The organism is Psychrobacillus sp. Z16_25 (assembly GCF_056856695.1).
Map to the genome: position 1 here is coordinate 25,265 of NZ_JBXEOV010000020.1, position 17,365 is coordinate 42,629.

Genomic DNA, 17,365 nt, shown 5'->3' on the forward strand with positions numbered 1-17,365 from the left:
TATTTGTTATTCATTCTATTTACCAAGGTTCTTAGCAAGATTTTTTTATTATAAGTTAGCACTATTGGTTCGGAACGGCGTCGGTGACTCCTGCGGGAACGCACGAGGGAGAGACTATAGGCTCGAGCCGTGCCCGCGGAAAGCATCCGACGAAGTGAAGAACCACATTTTAAAAGTAAGAGAGCACTAGCGATTTCATCAAACATATAAAATCACTAGTGCTGTTTTATTGTTTTGACCCAGGCTCTTTCCTTATACTTCTTGTTTATTTAATAAAATATCTTCTCTCAGGTCTACCTACTGTTCCATAAATCAGTTCCGTATAAACTACACGCTCTGATACAAGATGCTCTAAATAGCGTCTCGCAGTAGATCTGCTAATCCCAATTTCTTTTCCGAGAGATTCTGCCGTAATCCCATTCTCCAGCTGGGTTATATGGCTAACCACTTTTTCTTTCGTAATCGGATCTATTCCTTTCGGAGGTAGAGCTTCTGTTTTACCGGAGACACTAGACTTATTCCACAATGATTTGATTAGGTCCTCTTGTACCTGACCTTCCCCAGCAAGAATGTCCCTTTTCGCTTTATAGGCAAGCAGACTTTCTTTAAATTTTTCAAAGGTGAGAGGCTTTAAAATATAATCGGCCACACCGCTTCGAAATGCTTTTTTTACAATCTCTGATTCTGCAGCGGCGGTTATAAAAATGACGTCTGTTTCTGGACTATGCTCCTGAATCATTTTTAACAGCTTTGTACCAAGTGTATCTGGCAAATAAACATCTAATAGAATTAGGTCCGGCTTAAACGAGATGATCCAATCCTCCGCTTCCTCTCCTGTATGTGCTTCCCCTATCACACGGAACCCTTCTAGCTTTTCAATAAATCTACGATGTATATTGGATATACGTTTATCATCCTCCACAATGAGGATCTCAATGATTTTTGTCATGTAAATATCCTCCCTTTGGAATGGAAACAATAAATAAGGCTCCACCCAGATCTCCTTTTTCTAGTGAAATTCTACCTGCCATCTCCTCCAGATTTTGTCTGACCTTTAAAAGTCCAAAGCCTCGGTTTTCTGCATTTTTCGTTGATACTCGATTGGTCAATAAATCTTCTAGCAACTCATCAGAAATGCCAGGTCCTGAATCCTCCACTTCTATGACAATCTCATCTCCATTATCAAATAAGTAAATGCGCACCAAGCGCTGATCCATAGGATTTTTTTCAACGGCCTCAAATGCATTGGTTACTAAATTACCAATAACAGACACTAATAGATGCTTTTGTAGATGAGCAGGAAGCTGCTCTAAATAGCTGTCCTCGTCTAAGATAAATCGAACCTTTAATTCTTTTGCACGATTAAAAAACCCAATGACTATCCCTCCTATAAAAGGATCCTGCAGCCTTTTAGTCATGAACTGTATAAGTGATTGATGCTCAGCTGTTTCCCTCTGAATTAAATGAATAGCTTCCTCGTAGGAGTTTAATTGTATCAACCCTGAAATCGTATAAAGGAAATTGTTATACTCATGCGTTTGTGCCCGTAACGCTTCGGTATATCGTTTCACCTGGGATAGTTCCTCGGCTAGTCTGTCGATATCCTCTTGTAATCGGAAGCTTGAAACTGCCCCGACAATTTCATTGCCAACTCGGAGCGGTATTCTATTCACAATGGATTTTTTCCCTCTAATCTCCATCGGTCGATCCAAATGCTTTTCTCCAGACTCCATCACCTGTGGTAAGTATGTATTCGGGATAACCTCCCATATCTTCTTCCCAATCAGGTCCGCCTCCTCTGGAAGTGAGAGCATTTCATATGCAGCTTGATTCATCATCGTTATAGAGCCAGTCGCATCTACCATGATAATGCCTTCCCTCACAGATTCGATCAATGTATTGCGTTCTGTATACAAATTAGCAATTTCGGAGGGTTCCAGATTAAAAAGCTCTTTTTTTATATTACGAGAAAGTAAGCTAGAGCCTCCCACCCCTAATACGATTGCAACCAATACGATATAGCCTATATTGTCGATATAGCCTGCGAATATATGGGAGATATCTTCCTTTAGGAATCCTACAGAAATAACACCAATAATATCTCCATCCTCATTGAAAACAGGGGCCTTTCCTCTAAGCGCCGTCCCTAATGTACCGGTCGCTTCGGACACATAGGATCGTCCATAGTTTAGTGCCTGTTCATTATCATCCCCCACCATTTTCTGTCCAATTCTTTCTTTTACGGGATGTGCGTAGCGAATCCCCTGTTCATTTCCAATGACAACATATTCTGCCCCTGTCAAACGCTCTATGTCTGTAGCTATAGGCTGTAAGGCTGCTACAGGATCATCTGCCGAGAAGCCAGCAACAATGTCGGGTCTTTCAGCTGTTGTTTTAGCTATGCTTAATGCTCGTTCCCCAATTTGCTCTTCTATCGCATGGGAAATTACCATATAAAATGACAGACCAATGATTATTGCTAGAAATGAAACAAATAATGCTCCATAAAAAAAGATTCTCGTTTGAAGGGATCGCTTCTTCTTTTTCTTCATTTATCCCCACCACACATTCGATAAATAAATTACGATTGTCACCGTTATGCAACTGAGAATGGTGCATAGTAAAACAATCTGTGCTGCTAAGTTTGGTTCTACATCATATTCTAAGGCAAGTGTCGCACTATTACGTGAGGTTGGAAAAGCACTTGCGATAAAAAGCGATTGTGCCACTACCCCTTCTATATCCATAAGAAAAATCAGACCCAAAGCTAATAGGGGGCCAATGAGCAGCCTACCAAATGAGCTCATCAAAATAACACGACTAAAAAGTGTTTTTATATTTATTTGCGCAAGCTGTGCGCCAAGCGTTATTAACGCAATAGAAATAAAAGCGTTCGCTAGATACCCTAGTGGAATCTCTAAAGAAATAGGTAAACCAATATTCCAATAGTTCATAATAGCCCCGAGAATCAAGGCATGTACAAGTGGTAGGCGAAGCAGACTTTTTAAAATATCCAGACCAGATTTTGTGGAAGAAATCAGGTTATAAAGACCATATGTATAGGTAATAATGTTTTGAAAAATAACAATGATTATCTGAATAGAGGTTCCTATTGGATTTGCCGAAAACAGCATCTGACTCACTGGAATCCCATAGTTTCCTGAATTAATAAGCACAATGCTATTTTGAAATAATGCAGCTTCCCTCTTCTCCAGTCGCAATAGCTTACTCATTCCCCAACTAATAAGCATTAATCCCAAACTAAAAATAATTAAGTAGAAAATGATTTCTCCTAAAACACTAGCATTTACTTGCGTCTCGTAGATATTTACAAAGACAGCAGCGGGCATTAGGCAATAGGTGATGAGGTTAGACAAAGCTTTCAAATTAAAGGAGAATTTTATTTGTAATACCGCTCCTATTATCAGCATAATCAGGATTGGAGCTACAACCTGAAAAAACACCATTCCCAAATACTCCAAGGAATATCCTCCTCCTTAATTTTTGAATCATTTGAATTTTACAATCATTATCTCACTCCTTTTTCATTTCTGCTATAGAAATCTTTCTGCTCCATTTACCCCTATATCCACTCCTTTTACCTAGCAGAACAGCCCTCTTGCCGAAAATAAGGGGACTCCCTAAGCATCTATGTGTACAATAGTTATATAAATTCAAATAGTATGTATATTTAACAAAAAAAGGAGGCAACTGCTTGAAGGTATCTATAACAATTGATGACCAGCTAAAAGAACCCAAACTGACAATTGAAGCACCTGAGTGGAATGATACCATTCAAGAGCTACTAGACTATATAAAAAGCCAAGAAAATCATTTTCTTGTTGGAAAGCTTGGGGACTTACAGCATATATTAAAGCCTTCTTCTATTCACTATTTTTATTCAGAAGGAGATGCGGTGTTTGCTGTAAACGATGCTGGTGTCTACAAAATGAAAGAAAAGCTATATGAGCTTGAGGCTATTTTACCCTCCAATCAGTTTATACGGCTTTCTAAATCGGTTCTAGCAAATTTACATGAGTTAAGTAGCTTTGAAGCTATGTTCAATGGGACACTTTGTGTGTATTTTAAGTCTGGCACAAGGGAATATGTCTCACGTAATTATGTACGTAGAATAAAAGATGCTTTACAAATGAACAGGAGGAAATAAGCATGAAATCTTTTTTATGGAGAAGCATGGTTGGGGTGTTTTTTGGATGCTTTGTATCCATCATCATTACAGGTATTATCATCCTTAATGGACAAGAGATGTTAAATGGGCACTTATTTATAAAAAACTCCCTGGGCTCCATGTTTTGTGGCTGGTTATTTTGGGTAACTCCTTTATATTTTGAAAATTTAAGAGTTTCCTTAATGAAGGCAACTATCTATCACTTTCTAACGCTCTTTATAGGCTATATCGTTTTTGTATTTTGGTTTAGATGGGTTCCCTTAAGTGTCATAGGAATCGCTATTTCACTTCTTCTATTTGTATTCGTTTATCTATGTATTTGGCTCGCTTTTTATTTCTATTCAAAAAATCAAATGAAAAAGCTTAATGAAGAATTAAGTAGTTTTAAATTAACAAAAGGAGAGATATGATGGGTTATTTTATGGTGTTTTTAGGAGCTGCCATTCCCTGGCTTGAGCTAGCATTAGTTATACCTGTAGGAATTATTGGAGGCTTAAATCCTTTTTGGGTTGTAGTTACAGGCTTTGTAGGGAATATGGTAACCGTCGTTGCGCTCATCGTTGGTTATGACAAATTTAAGCTTTGGCTTGCCAAGAGAAGAGAAGGAAAAGAAAAGCCCGAATCGAAGCGAAGCGAACGGGCAAAGGAGTTATGGAACAAATATGGACTACCAGGAATGATTATGCTTGGACCCATTTTAATTGGCTCCCATATAGCAGCATTTATAGGGATGACGTTAGGAGCTACAAAGAAAAGCACATTATTATGGTCTACCATTAGTATAGGCGCTTGGGCTCTTGCCTTTGGGATTGTGACAGCATTAGGGTTTGATTTTTTTGTCCGTTAGACCCTAATCTACCTAACTTTGTGTTGTAATCATCGGCTCATACATCATAATGGCATGATTATGGGTAATGAATTCATCATCAACCAGCTCATTCTTTACATTAAAGACTCTACGGTGGATACTATTGTGCCTAACGTATCCTCCCCAATATTCTAAGGAAATTAGATGATCCTTTTCATAAACCTCGTAGGTTCGAGTTGCAGGAAGGTCCGCCCTCCACTCTCCTACTAGATGAGTATCTGTTAGATAGAGAAGCAGTTGATAGGGCTGAGCTGTTTCATTTTTAATCTGAAGGTCTAGATAGTTGTATGCACAGGTTGCTCCGCTCCCAAATGGCTGACTTCTGTTGGAATCTGGAAATACATCATAGCTATGTCTATATCGCTCAGTTACTGTTAGTGGAGTGTGAAGGGTCATCCAATAGATAAGGTTTGATAGCTGACAAAGTCCTCCACCTATTCCGGTAGTGACTTTGCCATAATGTAAGATCATTCCTTCCACATAGCCCTTCCTCTTCCCAGTACTACCGATCAGCCGCCAATAAGAAAAGGTTTCCCCTGGCTGAAGGACAATGCCATTAATTTTTCCAGTGGCTATTTTCAAGTTATGGATTTTGTTATGTTGGAGCCACATATCTACGTCCTTCAGCTCTCTTAACAGAAGCGTTTTATGTGTAAAAATGAGCTCCTTCTTTGGAGCTGCCTCCTTCCTTTTTGCATATCTTTTCTTCCCTGCATACCACTCTACATATCTCTTTGCACGGTAATATTTCTTACCTAAAAATATTCTTAAATCACTTCTCTTTTTTGGCTGTAACGATTCCATCCGCATCCCCCTCGCCCCTAATTTTACTGATATGTAAAATTTAACATTTTTATTTCTTTTTTGGTAGCAATTATTTCTTCCATATAAAAAAAGCGAGTAATGACCCAAGTCCGGTTCATTAACTCGCTTTTTTTGTGATTATTGGTTAATATATAGCTCAAATACGTCTGCAAAATCCTTTTTCACGTACTTATCTTGCTGTTCAATCATCCAATCTGTAGCAAATTTCGCAATAGATTCGAAGGAAGCAGCAGGTGTTACATCCTTACTTTCAATCTTCCCTACTGACTGAGCCGCATACCCTAAGCTATTTTGAGCAATTTCAAATTTCTTTTTGTTTTCCTTCATTTCTAAAGAAATGGCATGAATTACTTTATATAAATCTTTAATTTCATTTGTAAATTTCTTGTGAATGTCGATGGAAAGAGGAACATTTCCAATAGTAAACTTAATCTCCACGTCTAAGTCGATGGTACCAGCAGTTTCTAAGGCTACCTCTGTAATTGGATAATACGCATAATCATATCTACGAAGTAAACGTTTTTTACTTACTGCATTTTCTCCATCCACATGAATTAATGCCTTGTTTGTAAAGCAGTACTCATCTGCTTTTGTTTTAATAAGGAAGTAAATAACCTCCCCTGCTTCATGCATGACGAAATCGTCTGATTCTGTCTTGTCATAATCTGTTTTAGGGACTACTACTCCAATATCAGAAATCCCTAATGCATCGGATGCTAACTTTTTTAACATAGTCTTTCCTCCTTAATCTAACATACTATTAATATAGATTATCGGATGGGTATAAGGGAAGTGGTAAAAATATATACATTTTGTTAAGATAAACCTCTACATATTTGGAAAGGAATGTGATAAATGAAAAGGATTGTATATAGTTTTGCATGGTCTATGTTGGTGATATCCGCCATGACAGCATGCAACCCAGAGGAATCAGCAGAGAAAGAAGAGCCAGTTCTAGAAGGTAAAATAGAGGATGCAACAGATGCTTATCTTTCTGCAGTGGATGTTGACTATGCCTATGAATTTACAAAGAGCTTAGGTGAGTTTAAAACAAACGAGAAGCTTGGCTACCGTACTGCTGGATCAGAAGCAGAGATAAAAACTGGTGAAAAAATCGGACAAGAAATGGAACGCATTGGTCTCGAAGAGGTTACAAAGGATGAATTCACCTTGGATACATGGACATTTGAAAAGGCTGATTTAACCTTTACAAATGAAAATGGAGAAGAGCATCTTGCTGTATTAGGTGGCTATCAGGTCAACTTTGATACCGGTGGTGAAAAGGAATTTGACATCATCTATGGTGGCAAAGCGACGGCCGAGGACCTTGAGGGGCTAGACATAGAAGGTAAACTTGTCTTGATTGATATAAATCAACGTGAAGAATGGTGGATCAATTATCCTGCCTACCAAGCTCATTTAAAAGGTGCAGCTGGAGTAATCGCTGTGCAAGAAGCTGGCTATGGTGAAGTAGATCCTGATGCGTTAAACACGCAAGATGTTTGTGGACCAGATGATGCCCCTGCCTTTTCGATGTCACAGACAGATGGAAACAAGCTAAAGGCAGCATTAGAGAAAAGCGAAAATGGAACAATGACTGTTACATTCGATGCGAAGTCTACTGTAGAAATGAATGGGACAAGCTATAACTATTATGGAAAGATAATAGGGAAAGACCCGGAATCTTATATTATTTTATCAGCCCATTACGATTCCTATTTTGAAGGCTTCCAGGATGATAATGCAGCAATCGGCATGCTAATGGGAGTTGCCAAAGGATTAATCGATAGCGGCTACCAGCCTGAAAAAACAATTATCTTCAATGCATTAGCAGCCGAAGAATGGGGAGTTTCAAACTCACGTTATGACTGGTCTACAGGCGCATACAATCAAATCTTTAATATTCATCCAGAATGGGTAGGAAAAGCATTTGCCAATATGAACTTTGAAATGCCTGCATACGAGCATACGACTCAGGATGAAATTCGAACAGTTTACGAGTTAAATAAATTCATTACCGATTTTACCAAATCAGTACCGAAAATTGAAGGTGTGTATGAAGACGGGGTTTCAGTAGTATCACCTCTCAGAACATGGTCTGATGATTTTTCATTTAGCATTGCTGGTGTTCCCGCACTGCGCAATGACTTCCAGGATAGCGATTTTTCGCGTACCCATTATCACTCCCAATTTGATAATGAGGATGTCTATAATGAAAAAGCTTTTAAATTCCACCTTTATCAATATGGGATGTTAACGATGCATTACGACCGTACAGCAGTTGTTCCTCTAGATTTTACTGCACGTCTTGAGGCAATGAAGGAAAAAATAGATGAGGAAGCATTTGAAATCGCAGATCTTCCTACAGATACGTTAGTTGCTGAAATAGACAAAGCGATACAAGCTGCAGAAACAGTAAATAAGCATGTGAAGGAAATGAATGATGATTACCTTGCTGCTCTTCAAGAAGAGGATTATGCAGCTGCTAAGAAGCTATATAACGAAAGTCGTAAGCTAAACAGTGGCCTACTCGAGGCATTCAAACACTCGGAGGATCAATTTACTCGTTTAACATGGGAGGACGGAAACATCTTTCCTCATGAGCATGCTCAAGGTAATATCTTAAACCTCCAAGCTTCTATTGATGGGTTAGAGAAAGGCGATATTGCGACACCTCTCGATGAACATCTATGGTTAATCGATAATAACTGGTATGCATACGACTTCGAAAAAGAAGTATTCGATTACTTTACTGACTACGTGTTAGAAGCTTCTCCTGATAAGCTAACTTGGGGGGAAGGAAGAATCGTGGGTCACGTAGATTTATATGACCTCATTCATTCCTTGAAGGACAAGCGTGAGATAGAAAATGCAGACGTAACAGAGGAAATAACACAGCTCCAAAAGGTATTAGAAGACCAAAAATCCTTGCTTAAATCTACTGTTGATAAACAAGTTGCAGGGATTGCAGAGCTAACAAGGCTACTAGAAAGACATCAATAATCTTAAATATATGAAGACACTGTGACAAACCAAATGAGAAGCCCTTATGATTCTTATCAAATGATAGAATCATAAGGGCTTTCTTGTTATAGAACCTCCTATTTTCCGTAGCGTTGGACTCTTTCTCCCACTACCTTCAAATTACAGAAGCTCTCTAATCACTTTTCCTTCTAAGTATATTTGAATATTCTCCACTGCTCCTTGAAAATAGACCTCATAATTCCGCTTCGTAACGTATCCTAAGTGCGGTGTTGCCAGCAGATTAGATAGTTTTCGAAAGGGGTGATCTACAGACAAAGGCTCCATCTCAAATACATCTACCCCTGCTCCAGCTATCCACTTATTCTTTAGAGCAAAAACTAAAGCTTCTTGATCTATAATCGGTGCTCTGGAAGTATTAATTAAATAAGCACTTGGCTTCATCCATTGAAGCTCTTGCTCCCCAATAAGACCTCTTGTCCGATCACTTAGGACAAGATGAATGGAAACAAAATCGCTCGTTCGTAGTAGCTCCTCCTTAGAGGAAGCAAGCTCAACCCCATGCTGCTCCGTTTGCTCCTTCGTAAGGTTTTGACTCCATGCAACCACCTTCATACCAAATGCTTTGGCTATAGTAGCCATTTTTGTACCTATTTTACCTAGACCAAGCAATCCTATCTGCTTTCCATATAAGTCTGCACCTATTGTGCTTTGCCAAGGCCCACCATTTTGAAAATTGTTGTTTTCTAAAGATAAATTTCTAGCCAATCCAAGAATCAGCGCCCAAGCAAGCTCAGTTGGAGGCTCCGAATGACTTTGTGTACCACTAACGGTTATTCCATGCTTTTTAGCAGCCTGTAAATCGATACTAGCATTTCTCATCCCTGATGTTACTAATAGCTTTAACTTGGGTAGCTGCTCCAATAACAAAGCATCAAAGGGCGTTCTCTCTCTCATTATTACAATAATCTCAGCTTCCTTGATTGCTTCTACTAGCTCTTGTCCCTCTATATGTTCAGTAAGAGAGACTACCTCCACCTTGTCACTTAAAATAGACCAATCTGCCATGGACAAAGCTACCTGTTGATAGTCGTCTAAAATGATACACTTCATCTTCCCATCTCCCCCTATTGAAGGTAATCAATTACAATTTGTAGAATTAATAACACTGTAACTACACGTAAAAGCGGTTGAATAAGCTTTATTGGAAGCCTCCTTGCGACCCTAACCCCAAGCTGTGCCCCGATAATCGCTCCAGCCATTAAAGCAAGAGTGAGTGGCCATACTATTTTCCCCGTTGATATGTACGTAATGGAAGCCCCAAAACAGCTTGCAAAAACGCCAATCCTAGCTAGCCCTACTGCACGAATATAGGCAATTTTTTCACTCGCATAGAGATACAATGCCAATGTACTGCTACCTGGACCGAACATCCCATCATAAATCCCGATTCCAAGTAAAGACGGTACCGTTTTCTTGTTTAATTGAAAAGTAGCAGTACCCTCAAAATTCCCTTTTCCCATAAAGGAATTGATGAATGCAAAGCTTAATAGGATAATTGCTACTAAGGTTAGCGTATCTCCTGATAAAAAAGAGGCAATAAGCCCACCAAGGATCCCTCCGCCTAGGCAAAATACCAATACAGAGACTGCTTCTTTAGCACTGACTTCCTTCTTCAAAAAAATAACGAGAAAGCTAGATAATGAGCTTACCGTATTCGACACCTTATTAGCCCCTATAGCAGAATGCACGGGTAGGCCCATTAACAGCATCATCGGTAAGCTAATTAACCCCCCACCCCCAACTAAGGTTCCAATGACATTCCCAACAATCCCAATCATAAAAAAAATAACAAACTCCATGGCAATGCCTTCTTTCCTCTTCTTGTAAATTTAGAATACTCTTTAAAATATAATAAGTAAATTCAATACAATTTATGGTTTTCCATTTGAAATACTTATAAATATTGGCAGGAGATTAAGCAATCTTAGAAGAAGTAAGCACAGCAAGGAGGTTTTCCAATGAAGAAAATAATATTTCTTTTATGTTTACTTCTATTAGCTGGTTGCTCCGATACGAAAAAAGAGGTGGAAGGAGAAGAGGGACGAGCGGAAATCGTTGCTGCTAACCTAAACATTCCATGGGATATCAACAAGCATGGAAACACCTTTTTCATTTCCGAACGAATTGGACGAATTGCAGTCGTAGAGGAGGAACATCTCACTTTCGAGGAAGTACGCTTTTCTGATGAGCTGTCTAGCGCTCCAGAGGCAGGATTACTTGGTTTTGTACTTAAGCCTGATTTTGAACAAACACAGGAAGCATTTGCTTACTACACCTATGATAGGGATGGGAGCTCGTATAATCGAATCGTTTCTATTAAAAGAGAGCAAGGCAGTTGGATTGAGCAAGAGATACATTTAGATAATGTGCAAACTGGTAGCATCCATCATGGGGGCAGATTAGAGATAAGCCCTGATGGAACCTTATTTGCAACGATAGGCGATGCAGGGAACCCAGATTTAGCACAGGATTCTGATTCACTAAACGGAAAAATTCTTTCTTTGACAGACGAGGGCTCCTTTGAAATCTATTCTTCCGGACATCGTAATCCACAAGGCCTTGCCTGGGATACAGAAGGAACTCTCTATGAATCTGAGCATGGACAAGCCGCAAATGATGAAATTAATAGGATAGAAGAAGGCTCCAATTATGGCTATCCAATTATCGAAGGGGAAGAAACAAAGGAAGGTCTTATTACACCAATCTATACCACCAGTAAGGAGGAAACATGGGCACCATCTGGAGTAGCCTTTCACAAAGGAAAGCTTTATATAGCAACTCTGCGAGGTGAGGCAATTAAAGTGCTAAATTTGGAAACAAGAAAAGTAGAACAATCCATTTCTGGCTATGGTCGTATAAGGGACGTTTTCTCTGATGGAGATTCTATTTATTTTATTTCTAATAACACCGATGGCAGAGGAAATCCAGGAGAAGAGGATGATAAGCTGTACCGTCTGAAGGAAAAAAACTGATGTGGAGATTCCACATCAGTTTTATATGTTTCTTTTATAGCGTAGAGAAACGGTATTGTCCTCTTGATTACTTTCATAGGCTTGCTGCTCCCCTTGATAAATAAAACCTCTCGCTTCATAAAAAGGTATACCAAGCATATTATCCTTCGCCACAGACACCCATTGTTCTGTTGCTCCGTATTTATTTTTCTGTACGTCTGTTAAATATTGAAGTAGCTTAGTGCCAATACCGAGATTGCGTTTTTCCGGATCTAAATACAGCACATAAACCTCCGCTATATTTTCGTCGTATACCCCACCCCCGATAGCACCTACAATCTGATTATCAAGCACTGCAACAAAATAACCGTTCCAATCCTTGTTCGTCTCTTCTATTTCTTTTTTAATTCGTTCTACGGTGTAAAACTTTTCAATTACTTTTTCTATGTACTCTTTTGAATAAAGATTCTTATATGTATTCCACTGACCTGCTATACAAACGTCTACTATCCCTTGCTCGTCACCTGGTAAAGCCTTTCTTATAATAATGTCCCTTATATGTAAGACCATTGCAACCTGCTCCCCTTTTGTTCCCATGTAGCGCCTACCCTCATCTATAAATCCAGTGGCTGTATACACTCCCTGCGCAGGTTTATTGGCCTCATTTACACCCAATACAATCTGCTCAATATCCGAATCCAGCTGTTTTACGAATGCAGGCAATAGCCTTAGTGATGCCTTTGCGATTCCTTTTCCCTGAAAATTTGGGTGTATGGAATAACCCCTAAGCAATAAACTCTTTTCCTGATCTGTATAATGAAACTTATCCTCTCCACTATCCAATACAAAAAAACCAGCAACCTCTTGATTAAACAAAATGACAATCGGCTTGTATCCTGGATTCGTCTGGCATCGTTTTAAAAGTTCAACCGGAAAACCTGTAAACACCGATTGTTCTTCAGAAAGCTGATAGTTTAATGCCTCTCTATACTTTTTATGATAGCTTTCAAGCGTAACCATTGCCATCCCTCCCATTTATTTAATATATCACAAAATTCTTGCTACAATATAGCTATCTAGGAGGAATAAAAGATGAAAATAGCCATAATAGGTGGAGAATTGGTGGCCTTTGTGCAGTCGTTACGCTACAAGCACTTGGACTTGAGATACAAGTTTACGAAGCAGCTACCGGATTCCGACCTGTCGGTGCTGGTATAGGCGTAGGTTCTAACGCAATGCAGGCATTAATGAAAATTGGAGTAGGAGATAATAGAAATCTAATTTAAAAGTGCCTGGCAAGGCACTTTTTTAGTAATCTTGTAAACCAGATTCATCTATCACATCTAAATGCTTCGGAACCTTTAAGTGAATATAGATTGTGTCCCAGAAATACATCTTCTCCTCATTGTTCATAAATTCCTCAATAGCCAGTGCTGGCTTTACATGATGTATATTCCTCTCTACCTTTTGTTCATGCATTATGGATAGAACATCTTCATTCCAATTAATTTGTAGAATACTCGGCTCTGCTTTTATTCCATCATAAACGTTATTAGACCGGTAAACGGTCCCCTCTACAAAGGAATCCTCAGAATCAATCCAATCAATCCAAACCTTCGTTTGTACCAGCATGTCAGAAGCCAACGTGACCTGGTCACCTGCTACGTCATAGGAAAAGGAATCCACCAGCATATGGTCTATGTTATTCATATTCTTTTCTTGAAAAGCTTTCTCCAATTTCATATTCTCCTGATAAAGCGACTCTATCTGTTGCACTGAAAGAGCTGTTTCCCCCTTGTTTGGCATTGCAACAAAGATAAGAACAGATCCAACTAAAACAAATACATACAACAAGATAAAACCCTTACTAACATTCATACTTAGTCTCGGCAGCCTTTTAACCGTTCGAAATATAATCCCCGATAAAACAATAAAAGTTAGTAATAAAATGATAGGTAAAATAGCTGCTATACTCATGTTCTTATCTCCAATCTTTTATATACAATCCCTGCAACGAAAATAAGCGCCAGTGAAGTCACCATTAATTTTAAAATCAAGATTAAATTAGAGGAATCGACTAACAAGGTCTGTATAATTCCTTGCCCAGTAAATGTGAATAGTAATGCCAAGGCCGCTATTGGTAAAACCAGCTTAAACAGCTTAGAATACTGTACTAGCGTCCCTGCAAGATAGCCTACTGCTCCAGCTACCCAAATATAAAAGATAAATACTAAGATTGTTAGGATTGCCTGCAACGGCTCATCAAAATTCGTTGTGCTCCTCACAACCTCCATTCCCCTAAAATGAAGGACAATAAATAAAAGGTAATAAGTTAAATAAGTTGTCACACCTGCAAATAGACTAAGAATAAAAAGCATGATACCGTTCGCTATGTTACCGCTTTTTGGAGTTCCAACAAAGCTTGCATCATCGAACCTATACCCTTTTGATGGTAATAGGTAGCCAACAATAATGGACCATACAACCATAAGTAGGAGAACTAAGTCTAATGAGTAGATGTAGATATTTACATAACCATTACTACTCATTCCTGTGCCCATACTTGAAAGCAATAGCGCCAAGATTTGTATAACTACCATCGAAACTACCGCAGACAAAGAGACCTGTAATTTAAAAGAGACTTGAGATTTTACAACCGACCACATATTACTATTGATCAAAAACATCATCTATTTCCCCCTTCGCTTCCTCTGTCACATACCTGCACAGGCTACTAACACTCACAGGCTTAATCGTGATTTCAGAAGGTACTGTATCAATCGACTCAGCTTTCACAATGACAGATTGATAATGCTCGTTCACCTTTTTCGAATTAATTACTTGTTTATCCTTCATCCAACTGTTTACTACTTCAATAGGCCCCGTTGCAGATAAAGCATATTCACGTAAATCTTCTACGGACTCCTGAAAATAGACATTCCCTTTATCAATTAACAGAATATCCTCTAAAAGGTTCTCTATCTCCGCAAGATGATGACTAGAAATTAATATAGTACGAGGTAGTGCTATATAATCCTTTAGCAGAGCCCTGTAAAAATCAGCACGAACTGCTTCATCCATCCCATTCGTCGGTTCATCAAATATCGTAAGCTCACATCTAGTCGCTAAACCAAATATCATATTAAAGGTAGCGCGATTCCCCTTAGACAATTTAGAATGACGTTGCTTTGGATTCAATTGAAAATACTCAAGTAGCTTATTCGCAAGCTCACTATCCCATTTCTTATAAAATGAAGGAGCAATCTCAAAAATCTGCTTTAAGTTTATGGAATCAGGAAACGTCATCCCATCATCGATGAGAATACTATTAGCAGAAACAAGTAAGCTATTAAAAGGCTTCTCTGAGAAAACTTGAACATCCCCGGAAGTAGGTTTCATATATCCTGATAAAATCTTCAGAAGCGTAGTTTTCCCGGCTCCGTTTCGCCCAATTACACCGGTAATACTTGGATTCCTAATTGCAAAACTGATATCTTCTAAAATATGAGCTCCTCTATACTTTTTCTTTAAGCCTCTACATTCAATGATGTTGCCCATTACTCTTCCCCCTCCTTATTCAATCCCCTAATAAGCTCAATTAATTGTTCCTCCGACAATAATAATCTCTTAGCTTCTCGAACAAGCTCCTCAGCCAAGCTAGTCAATGTTTCATTTTTACGTTTATCCAGAATCATCGCTTTCGCCTCTGGTGTAACGAACATCCCTAATCCCCTTTTCTTGTATAAAATTTTATCTTCTACTAACAAAGTCAATCCCTTTGCTGCAGTGGCAGGATTAATATTAAATAATTCTGCCAGCTGGTACTGGGAATAAACTTTACAGTCTTGAATAAAACGATCTGCTATTATTTCATTTTCAATCCACTCTGCAATCTGTATGTATATTGGCTTTGTGCTATCCATTTGAATCATGATATAAGGAATCCTCCTTTCCTAAGGGAAGTGAGTACATTAGTGCAGTAATGTACTATGTTTTAGTGTAACTTTAAAGTCAGAAAAAAACCACTATTATTTAAATAGTGGTTTCTACTATATCTACATCAAAGCTAAGGTTTACTGGCTCCATAGGTAAGACATCAGAAGCCAAAAGATTAGTAATTGGTACTTTTTCATCTACTTCTTCTATCTTAAATTCATCCATCCAAACTTCTCCATCACCTTGGAGGATTACACCAAAATAAATACCACCTGCTGCTGGAGATACATCTAGTACTACTGTGTAGTAATTCCAGCCTGTTGTTCCTTTGATCGGTCGATTACTCATATTATCAAATTGCAGGGTGTCTCCATCATTTGAATCAATTCTCATCCAAAGTGCAGCCATTCCTTTAACATTTTTCGTTTGGATAAAACAAGAAAGCTTAATCCTTTTCCCTTTCCAATTTCCTGCCTGAAACTGTTGCATCATTGTTCCAAAGTCATTATCCAGGGTTTCTTTTATAGATTTTAAATAGCCCGATGCATTTCCCTGGTGCACCTCCTTAAAATCTCTGCCTATCTTGTACTTTTGAGGTGCCATCCCACTTAAAAACCATCCCTTCATGCTTACTTCCTCCTTATTTTTAGTTTGGTTTATTAAGGATTTCATGAGAGTACGATATTTACCTGGCGGTAATCCATGTAGCTTTCTAAATGCCCTGGTAAAAGCTTCTTGTGATTCAAACTGATAGCGTACTGCAATATCTATAATTCGATCGTTCGAGTAAATAAGTCTTAAAGCTGCAGTTGTTAACCTCCTATTACGCAGATATTCATAGAAAGACAAACCGACTTTCTGACGAAACAATCGGTGAAAATGATAAAAGGAATACCCTGATACTTTTACTATCTCATCCTTATCAATGGATTCCTCCAGCTTTGTTTCTAGCCAAGTAATTGTCTTATGGATTAAACTCATCTCTCATTCCACTCCTTATATACAGTTTATAACCTACAAATTATTAAGTTTTGATAATTTTTGCTATTAGTTTCCTTTTAGACAAGTATAGGAGATTAATAATAAGAAAGAGAAGAGAAATGTTGTTTTTCTGTAATATTTCCTGGGAAATGTCATTTGGAGGGGAAAGGTAGTTCGACATTAAGAAAAAGAGAAAGATTTTTTATTACTTATTGTTGCTTTCTTTAAAAATAAGAGACCGAGATAGACTTTTCATCTTTAACAAGAGGGTAAAATTGTTGGTGGGAGAATGTCTCGGAATATATCCCTCCTTTTAGTCCGACACGAATGAGAGTAAATGCTCCCTGTATTCCTGCTGAATGAGAGTAAGCTCCACCTATCCGAGAGTATTCCTCCTATGAACGAGAGTAATTCCATCTGCCCTGATATTGTCCAGCAATTTCTCCCCTTCTCGTAGATATTTTGGCCAATAGAAAAAGACCGCCACCGATTCGACTCGGTGACGGCCTTGCTGTTGCCTAGCGACGTCCTACTCTCACAGGGGGAGACCCCCAACTACCATCGGCGCTG

At 38.7% G+C, this 17,365-nt stretch carries 19 protein-coding genes; 6 read left to right on the forward strand and 13 right to left on the reverse strand.

Annotated features, from left to right (window positions below; translation table 11 throughout):
• Positions 1-265: 265 nt before the first annotated feature.
• The 3 genes from AC1VU3_RS15490 to AC1VU3_RS15500 are packed head-to-tail and all read right to left on the reverse strand — an operon-like array spanning position 266 to position 3,482.
• A complete protein-coding gene (locus AC1VU3_RS15490) occupies positions 266-949 on the reverse strand; it encodes a response regulator (protein ID WP_480390628.1) in 684 nt (227 codons plus the stop codon).
• Positions 933-2,552 carry an ATP-binding protein gene (locus AC1VU3_RS15495; RefSeq protein ID WP_480390627.1) on the reverse strand — a complete coding sequence of 540 codons (1,620 nt, stop codon included), beginning with the start codon at positions 2,550-2,552 and terminating at the stop codon, positions 933-935. The genes AC1VU3_RS15490 and AC1VU3_RS15495 overlap by 17 nt, the downstream gene beginning before the upstream one ends.
• Entirely contained in the window at positions 2,553-3,482 is a 930-nt protein-coding gene (locus tag AC1VU3_RS15500; RefSeq protein ID WP_482983923.1) for an AEC family transporter, read from the reverse strand.
• 233 nt (positions 3,483-3,715) lie between these two features.
• Here AC1VU3_RS15500 and AC1VU3_RS15505 point away from each other — a divergent pair, with 233 nt between their 5' ends.
• Genes AC1VU3_RS15505 through AC1VU3_RS15515 form a run of 3 tightly spaced genes read left to right on the forward strand, consistent with a single transcriptional unit; the run spans position 3,716 to position 5,036 of the window.
• The gene (locus tag AC1VU3_RS15505) at positions 3,716-4,168 is read left to right on the forward strand and encodes a LytTR family DNA-binding domain-containing protein (protein WP_482983924.1); all 453 of its coding nucleotides are present in this window, start codon (positions 3,716-3,718) and stop codon (positions 4,166-4,168) included.
• 2 nt (positions 4,169-4,170) lie between these two features.
• Positions 4,171-4,599: a DUF3021 domain-containing protein gene (locus AC1VU3_RS15510; protein WP_480390624.1), complete on the forward strand. Its 429-nt coding sequence runs from the start codon at positions 4,171-4,173 to the stop codon at positions 4,597-4,599.
• Positions 4,596-5,036: a small multi-drug export protein gene (locus AC1VU3_RS15515; RefSeq protein WP_480390623.1), complete on the forward strand. Its 441-nt coding sequence runs from the start codon at positions 4,596-4,598 to the stop codon at positions 5,034-5,036. Before AC1VU3_RS15510 ends, AC1VU3_RS15515 begins: the two co-directional genes overlap by 4 nt.
• Positions 5,037-5,048: 12 nt before the next feature.
• Here AC1VU3_RS15515 and AC1VU3_RS15520 read toward each other — a convergent pair whose 3' ends face one another.
• On the reverse strand, positions 5,049-5,867 hold the full coding sequence (locus AC1VU3_RS15520; protein ID WP_482983925.1) for a VanW family protein: 819 nt from the start codon (positions 5,865-5,867) through the stop codon (positions 5,049-5,051).
• A 132-nt stretch (positions 5,868-5,999) separates the two neighbouring features.
• Positions 6,000-6,614 carry a PH domain-containing protein gene (locus AC1VU3_RS15525; RefSeq protein ID WP_480390621.1) on the reverse strand — a complete coding sequence of 205 codons (615 nt, stop codon included), beginning with the start codon at positions 6,612-6,614 and terminating at the stop codon, positions 6,000-6,002.
• 123 nt (positions 6,615-6,737) lie between these two features.
• Between AC1VU3_RS15525 and AC1VU3_RS15530 the strand changes: the two genes are divergently transcribed.
• A complete protein-coding gene (locus tag AC1VU3_RS15530) occupies positions 6,738-8,885 on the forward strand; it encodes a M28 family peptidase (protein WP_480390620.1) in 2,148 nt (715 codons plus the stop codon).
• Between the two features lie 141 nt (positions 8,886-9,026).
• Here the strand turns inward: AC1VU3_RS15530 and AC1VU3_RS15535 are convergent, their stop codons facing one another.
• Both AC1VU3_RS15535 and AC1VU3_RS15540 read right to left on the reverse strand, forming a co-directional pair.
• Complete coding sequence (locus AC1VU3_RS15535; RefSeq protein ID WP_480390619.1) at positions 9,027-9,977, reverse strand: D-2-hydroxyacid dehydrogenase family protein; 951 nt, start codon at positions 9,975-9,977, stop codon at positions 9,027-9,029.
• A 14-nt stretch (positions 9,978-9,991) separates the two neighbouring features.
• Entirely contained in the window at positions 9,992-10,726 is a 735-nt protein-coding gene (locus AC1VU3_RS15540) for a sulfite exporter TauE/SafE family protein (RefSeq protein WP_480390618.1), read from the reverse strand.
• Between the two features lie 159 nt (positions 10,727-10,885).
• Between AC1VU3_RS15540 and AC1VU3_RS15545 the strand changes: the two genes are divergently transcribed.
• A complete protein-coding gene (locus AC1VU3_RS15545) occupies positions 10,886-11,899 on the forward strand; it encodes a PQQ-dependent sugar dehydrogenase (protein WP_482983926.1) in 1,014 nt (337 codons plus the stop codon).
• A gap of 21 nt (positions 11,900-11,920) precedes the next feature.
• On the opposite strand, the gene AC1VU3_RS15550 is transcribed toward AC1VU3_RS15545, so the two are convergent.
• Entirely contained in the window at positions 11,921-12,898 is a 978-nt protein-coding gene (locus AC1VU3_RS15550) for a GNAT family N-acetyltransferase (RefSeq protein ID WP_482983927.1), read from the reverse strand.
• 38 nt (positions 12,899-12,936) lie between these two features.
• On the opposite strand from AC1VU3_RS15550, the gene AC1VU3_RS15555 reads away from it, so the two are divergent.
• Entirely contained in the window at positions 12,937-13,164 is a 228-nt protein-coding gene (locus tag AC1VU3_RS15555) for a hypothetical protein (protein ID WP_482983928.1), read from the forward strand.
• 22 nt (positions 13,165-13,186) lie between these two features.
• Here AC1VU3_RS15555 and AC1VU3_RS15560 read toward each other — a convergent pair whose 3' ends face one another.
• From AC1VU3_RS15560 to AC1VU3_RS15580, 5 genes are all read right to left on the reverse strand, one after another.
• Positions 13,187-13,855: a hypothetical protein gene (locus AC1VU3_RS15560; protein WP_482983929.1), complete on the reverse strand. Its 669-nt coding sequence runs from the start codon at positions 13,853-13,855 to the stop codon at positions 13,187-13,189.
• A complete protein-coding gene (locus AC1VU3_RS15565; RefSeq protein ID WP_482983930.1) occupies positions 13,852-14,568 on the reverse strand; it encodes a hypothetical protein in 717 nt (238 codons plus the stop codon). The genes AC1VU3_RS15560 and AC1VU3_RS15565 overlap by 4 nt, the downstream gene beginning before the upstream one ends.
• On the reverse strand, positions 14,549-15,436 hold the full coding sequence (locus AC1VU3_RS15570) for an ABC transporter ATP-binding protein (RefSeq protein WP_482983931.1): 888 nt from the start codon (positions 15,434-15,436) through the stop codon (positions 14,549-14,551). The genes AC1VU3_RS15565 and AC1VU3_RS15570 overlap by 20 nt, the downstream gene beginning before the upstream one ends.
• Positions 15,436-15,813, reverse strand: a complete 378-nt coding sequence (locus AC1VU3_RS15575; RefSeq protein ID WP_482983933.1) for a GntR family transcriptional regulator — start codon at positions 15,811-15,813, stop codon at positions 15,436-15,438. Before AC1VU3_RS15575 ends, AC1VU3_RS15570 begins: the two co-directional genes overlap by 1 nt.
• Positions 15,814-15,910: 97 nt before the next feature.
• A complete protein-coding gene (locus tag AC1VU3_RS15580; RefSeq protein WP_482983932.1) occupies positions 15,911-16,795 on the reverse strand; it encodes a helix-turn-helix transcriptional regulator in 885 nt (294 codons plus the stop codon).
• Positions 16,796-17,365: the final 570 nt, after the last annotated feature.

Excerpts from the sequence above, each read along its gene's own strand:
- AC1VU3_RS15490 (WP_480390628.1), bottom strand. The coding sequence starts at position 949 with ATGACAAAAATCATTGAGATCCTCATTGTGGAGGATGATAAACGTATA.
- AC1VU3_RS15565 (WP_482983930.1), bottom strand. The coding sequence starts at position 14,568 with ATGATGTTTTTGATCAATAGTAATATGTGGTCGGTTGTAAAATCTCAA.
- AC1VU3_RS15495 (WP_480390627.1), bottom strand. The coding sequence starts at position 2,552 with ATGAAGAAAAAGAAGAAGCGATCCCTTCAAACGAGAATCTTTTTTTAT.
- AC1VU3_RS15515 (WP_480390623.1), top strand. The coding sequence starts at position 4,596 with ATGATGGGTTATTTTATGGTGTTTTTAGGAGCTGCCATTCCCTGGCTT.
- AC1VU3_RS15530 (WP_480390620.1), top strand. The coding sequence starts at position 6,738 with ATGAAAAGGATTGTATATAGTTTTGCATGGTCTATGTTGGTGATATCC.
- AC1VU3_RS15535 (WP_480390619.1), bottom strand. The coding sequence starts at position 9,977 with ATGAAGTGTATCATTTTAGACGACTATCAACAGGTAGCTTTGTCCATG.
- AC1VU3_RS15525 (WP_480390621.1), bottom strand. The coding sequence starts at position 6,614 with ATGTTAAAAAAGTTAGCATCCGATGCATTAGGGATTTCTGATATTGGA.
- AC1VU3_RS15510 (WP_480390624.1), top strand. The coding sequence starts at position 4,171 with ATGAAATCTTTTTTATGGAGAAGCATGGTTGGGGTGTTTTTTGGATGC.
- AC1VU3_RS15550 (WP_482983927.1), bottom strand. The coding sequence starts at position 12,898 with ATGGTTACGCTTGAAAGCTATCATAAAAAGTATAGAGAGGCATTAAAC.
- AC1VU3_RS15520 (WP_482983925.1), bottom strand. The coding sequence starts at position 5,867 with ATGCGGATGGAATCGTTACAGCCAAAAAAGAGAAGTGATTTAAGAATA.
- AC1VU3_RS15560 (WP_482983929.1), bottom strand. The coding sequence starts at position 13,855 with ATGAGTATAGCAGCTATTTTACCTATCATTTTATTACTAACTTTTATT.
- AC1VU3_RS15540 (WP_480390618.1), bottom strand. The coding sequence starts at position 10,726 with ATGGAGTTTGTTATTTTTTTTATGATTGGGATTGTTGGGAATGTCATT.
- AC1VU3_RS15580 (WP_482983932.1), bottom strand. The coding sequence starts at position 16,795 with ATGAGTTTAATCCATAAGACAATTACTTGGCTAGAAACAAAGCTGGAG.
- AC1VU3_RS15570 (WP_482983931.1), bottom strand. The coding sequence starts at position 15,436 with ATGGGCAACATCATTGAATGTAGAGGCTTAAAGAAAAAGTATAGAGGA.
- AC1VU3_RS15545 (WP_482983926.1), top strand. The coding sequence starts at position 10,886 with ATGAAGAAAATAATATTTCTTTTATGTTTACTTCTATTAGCTGGTTGC.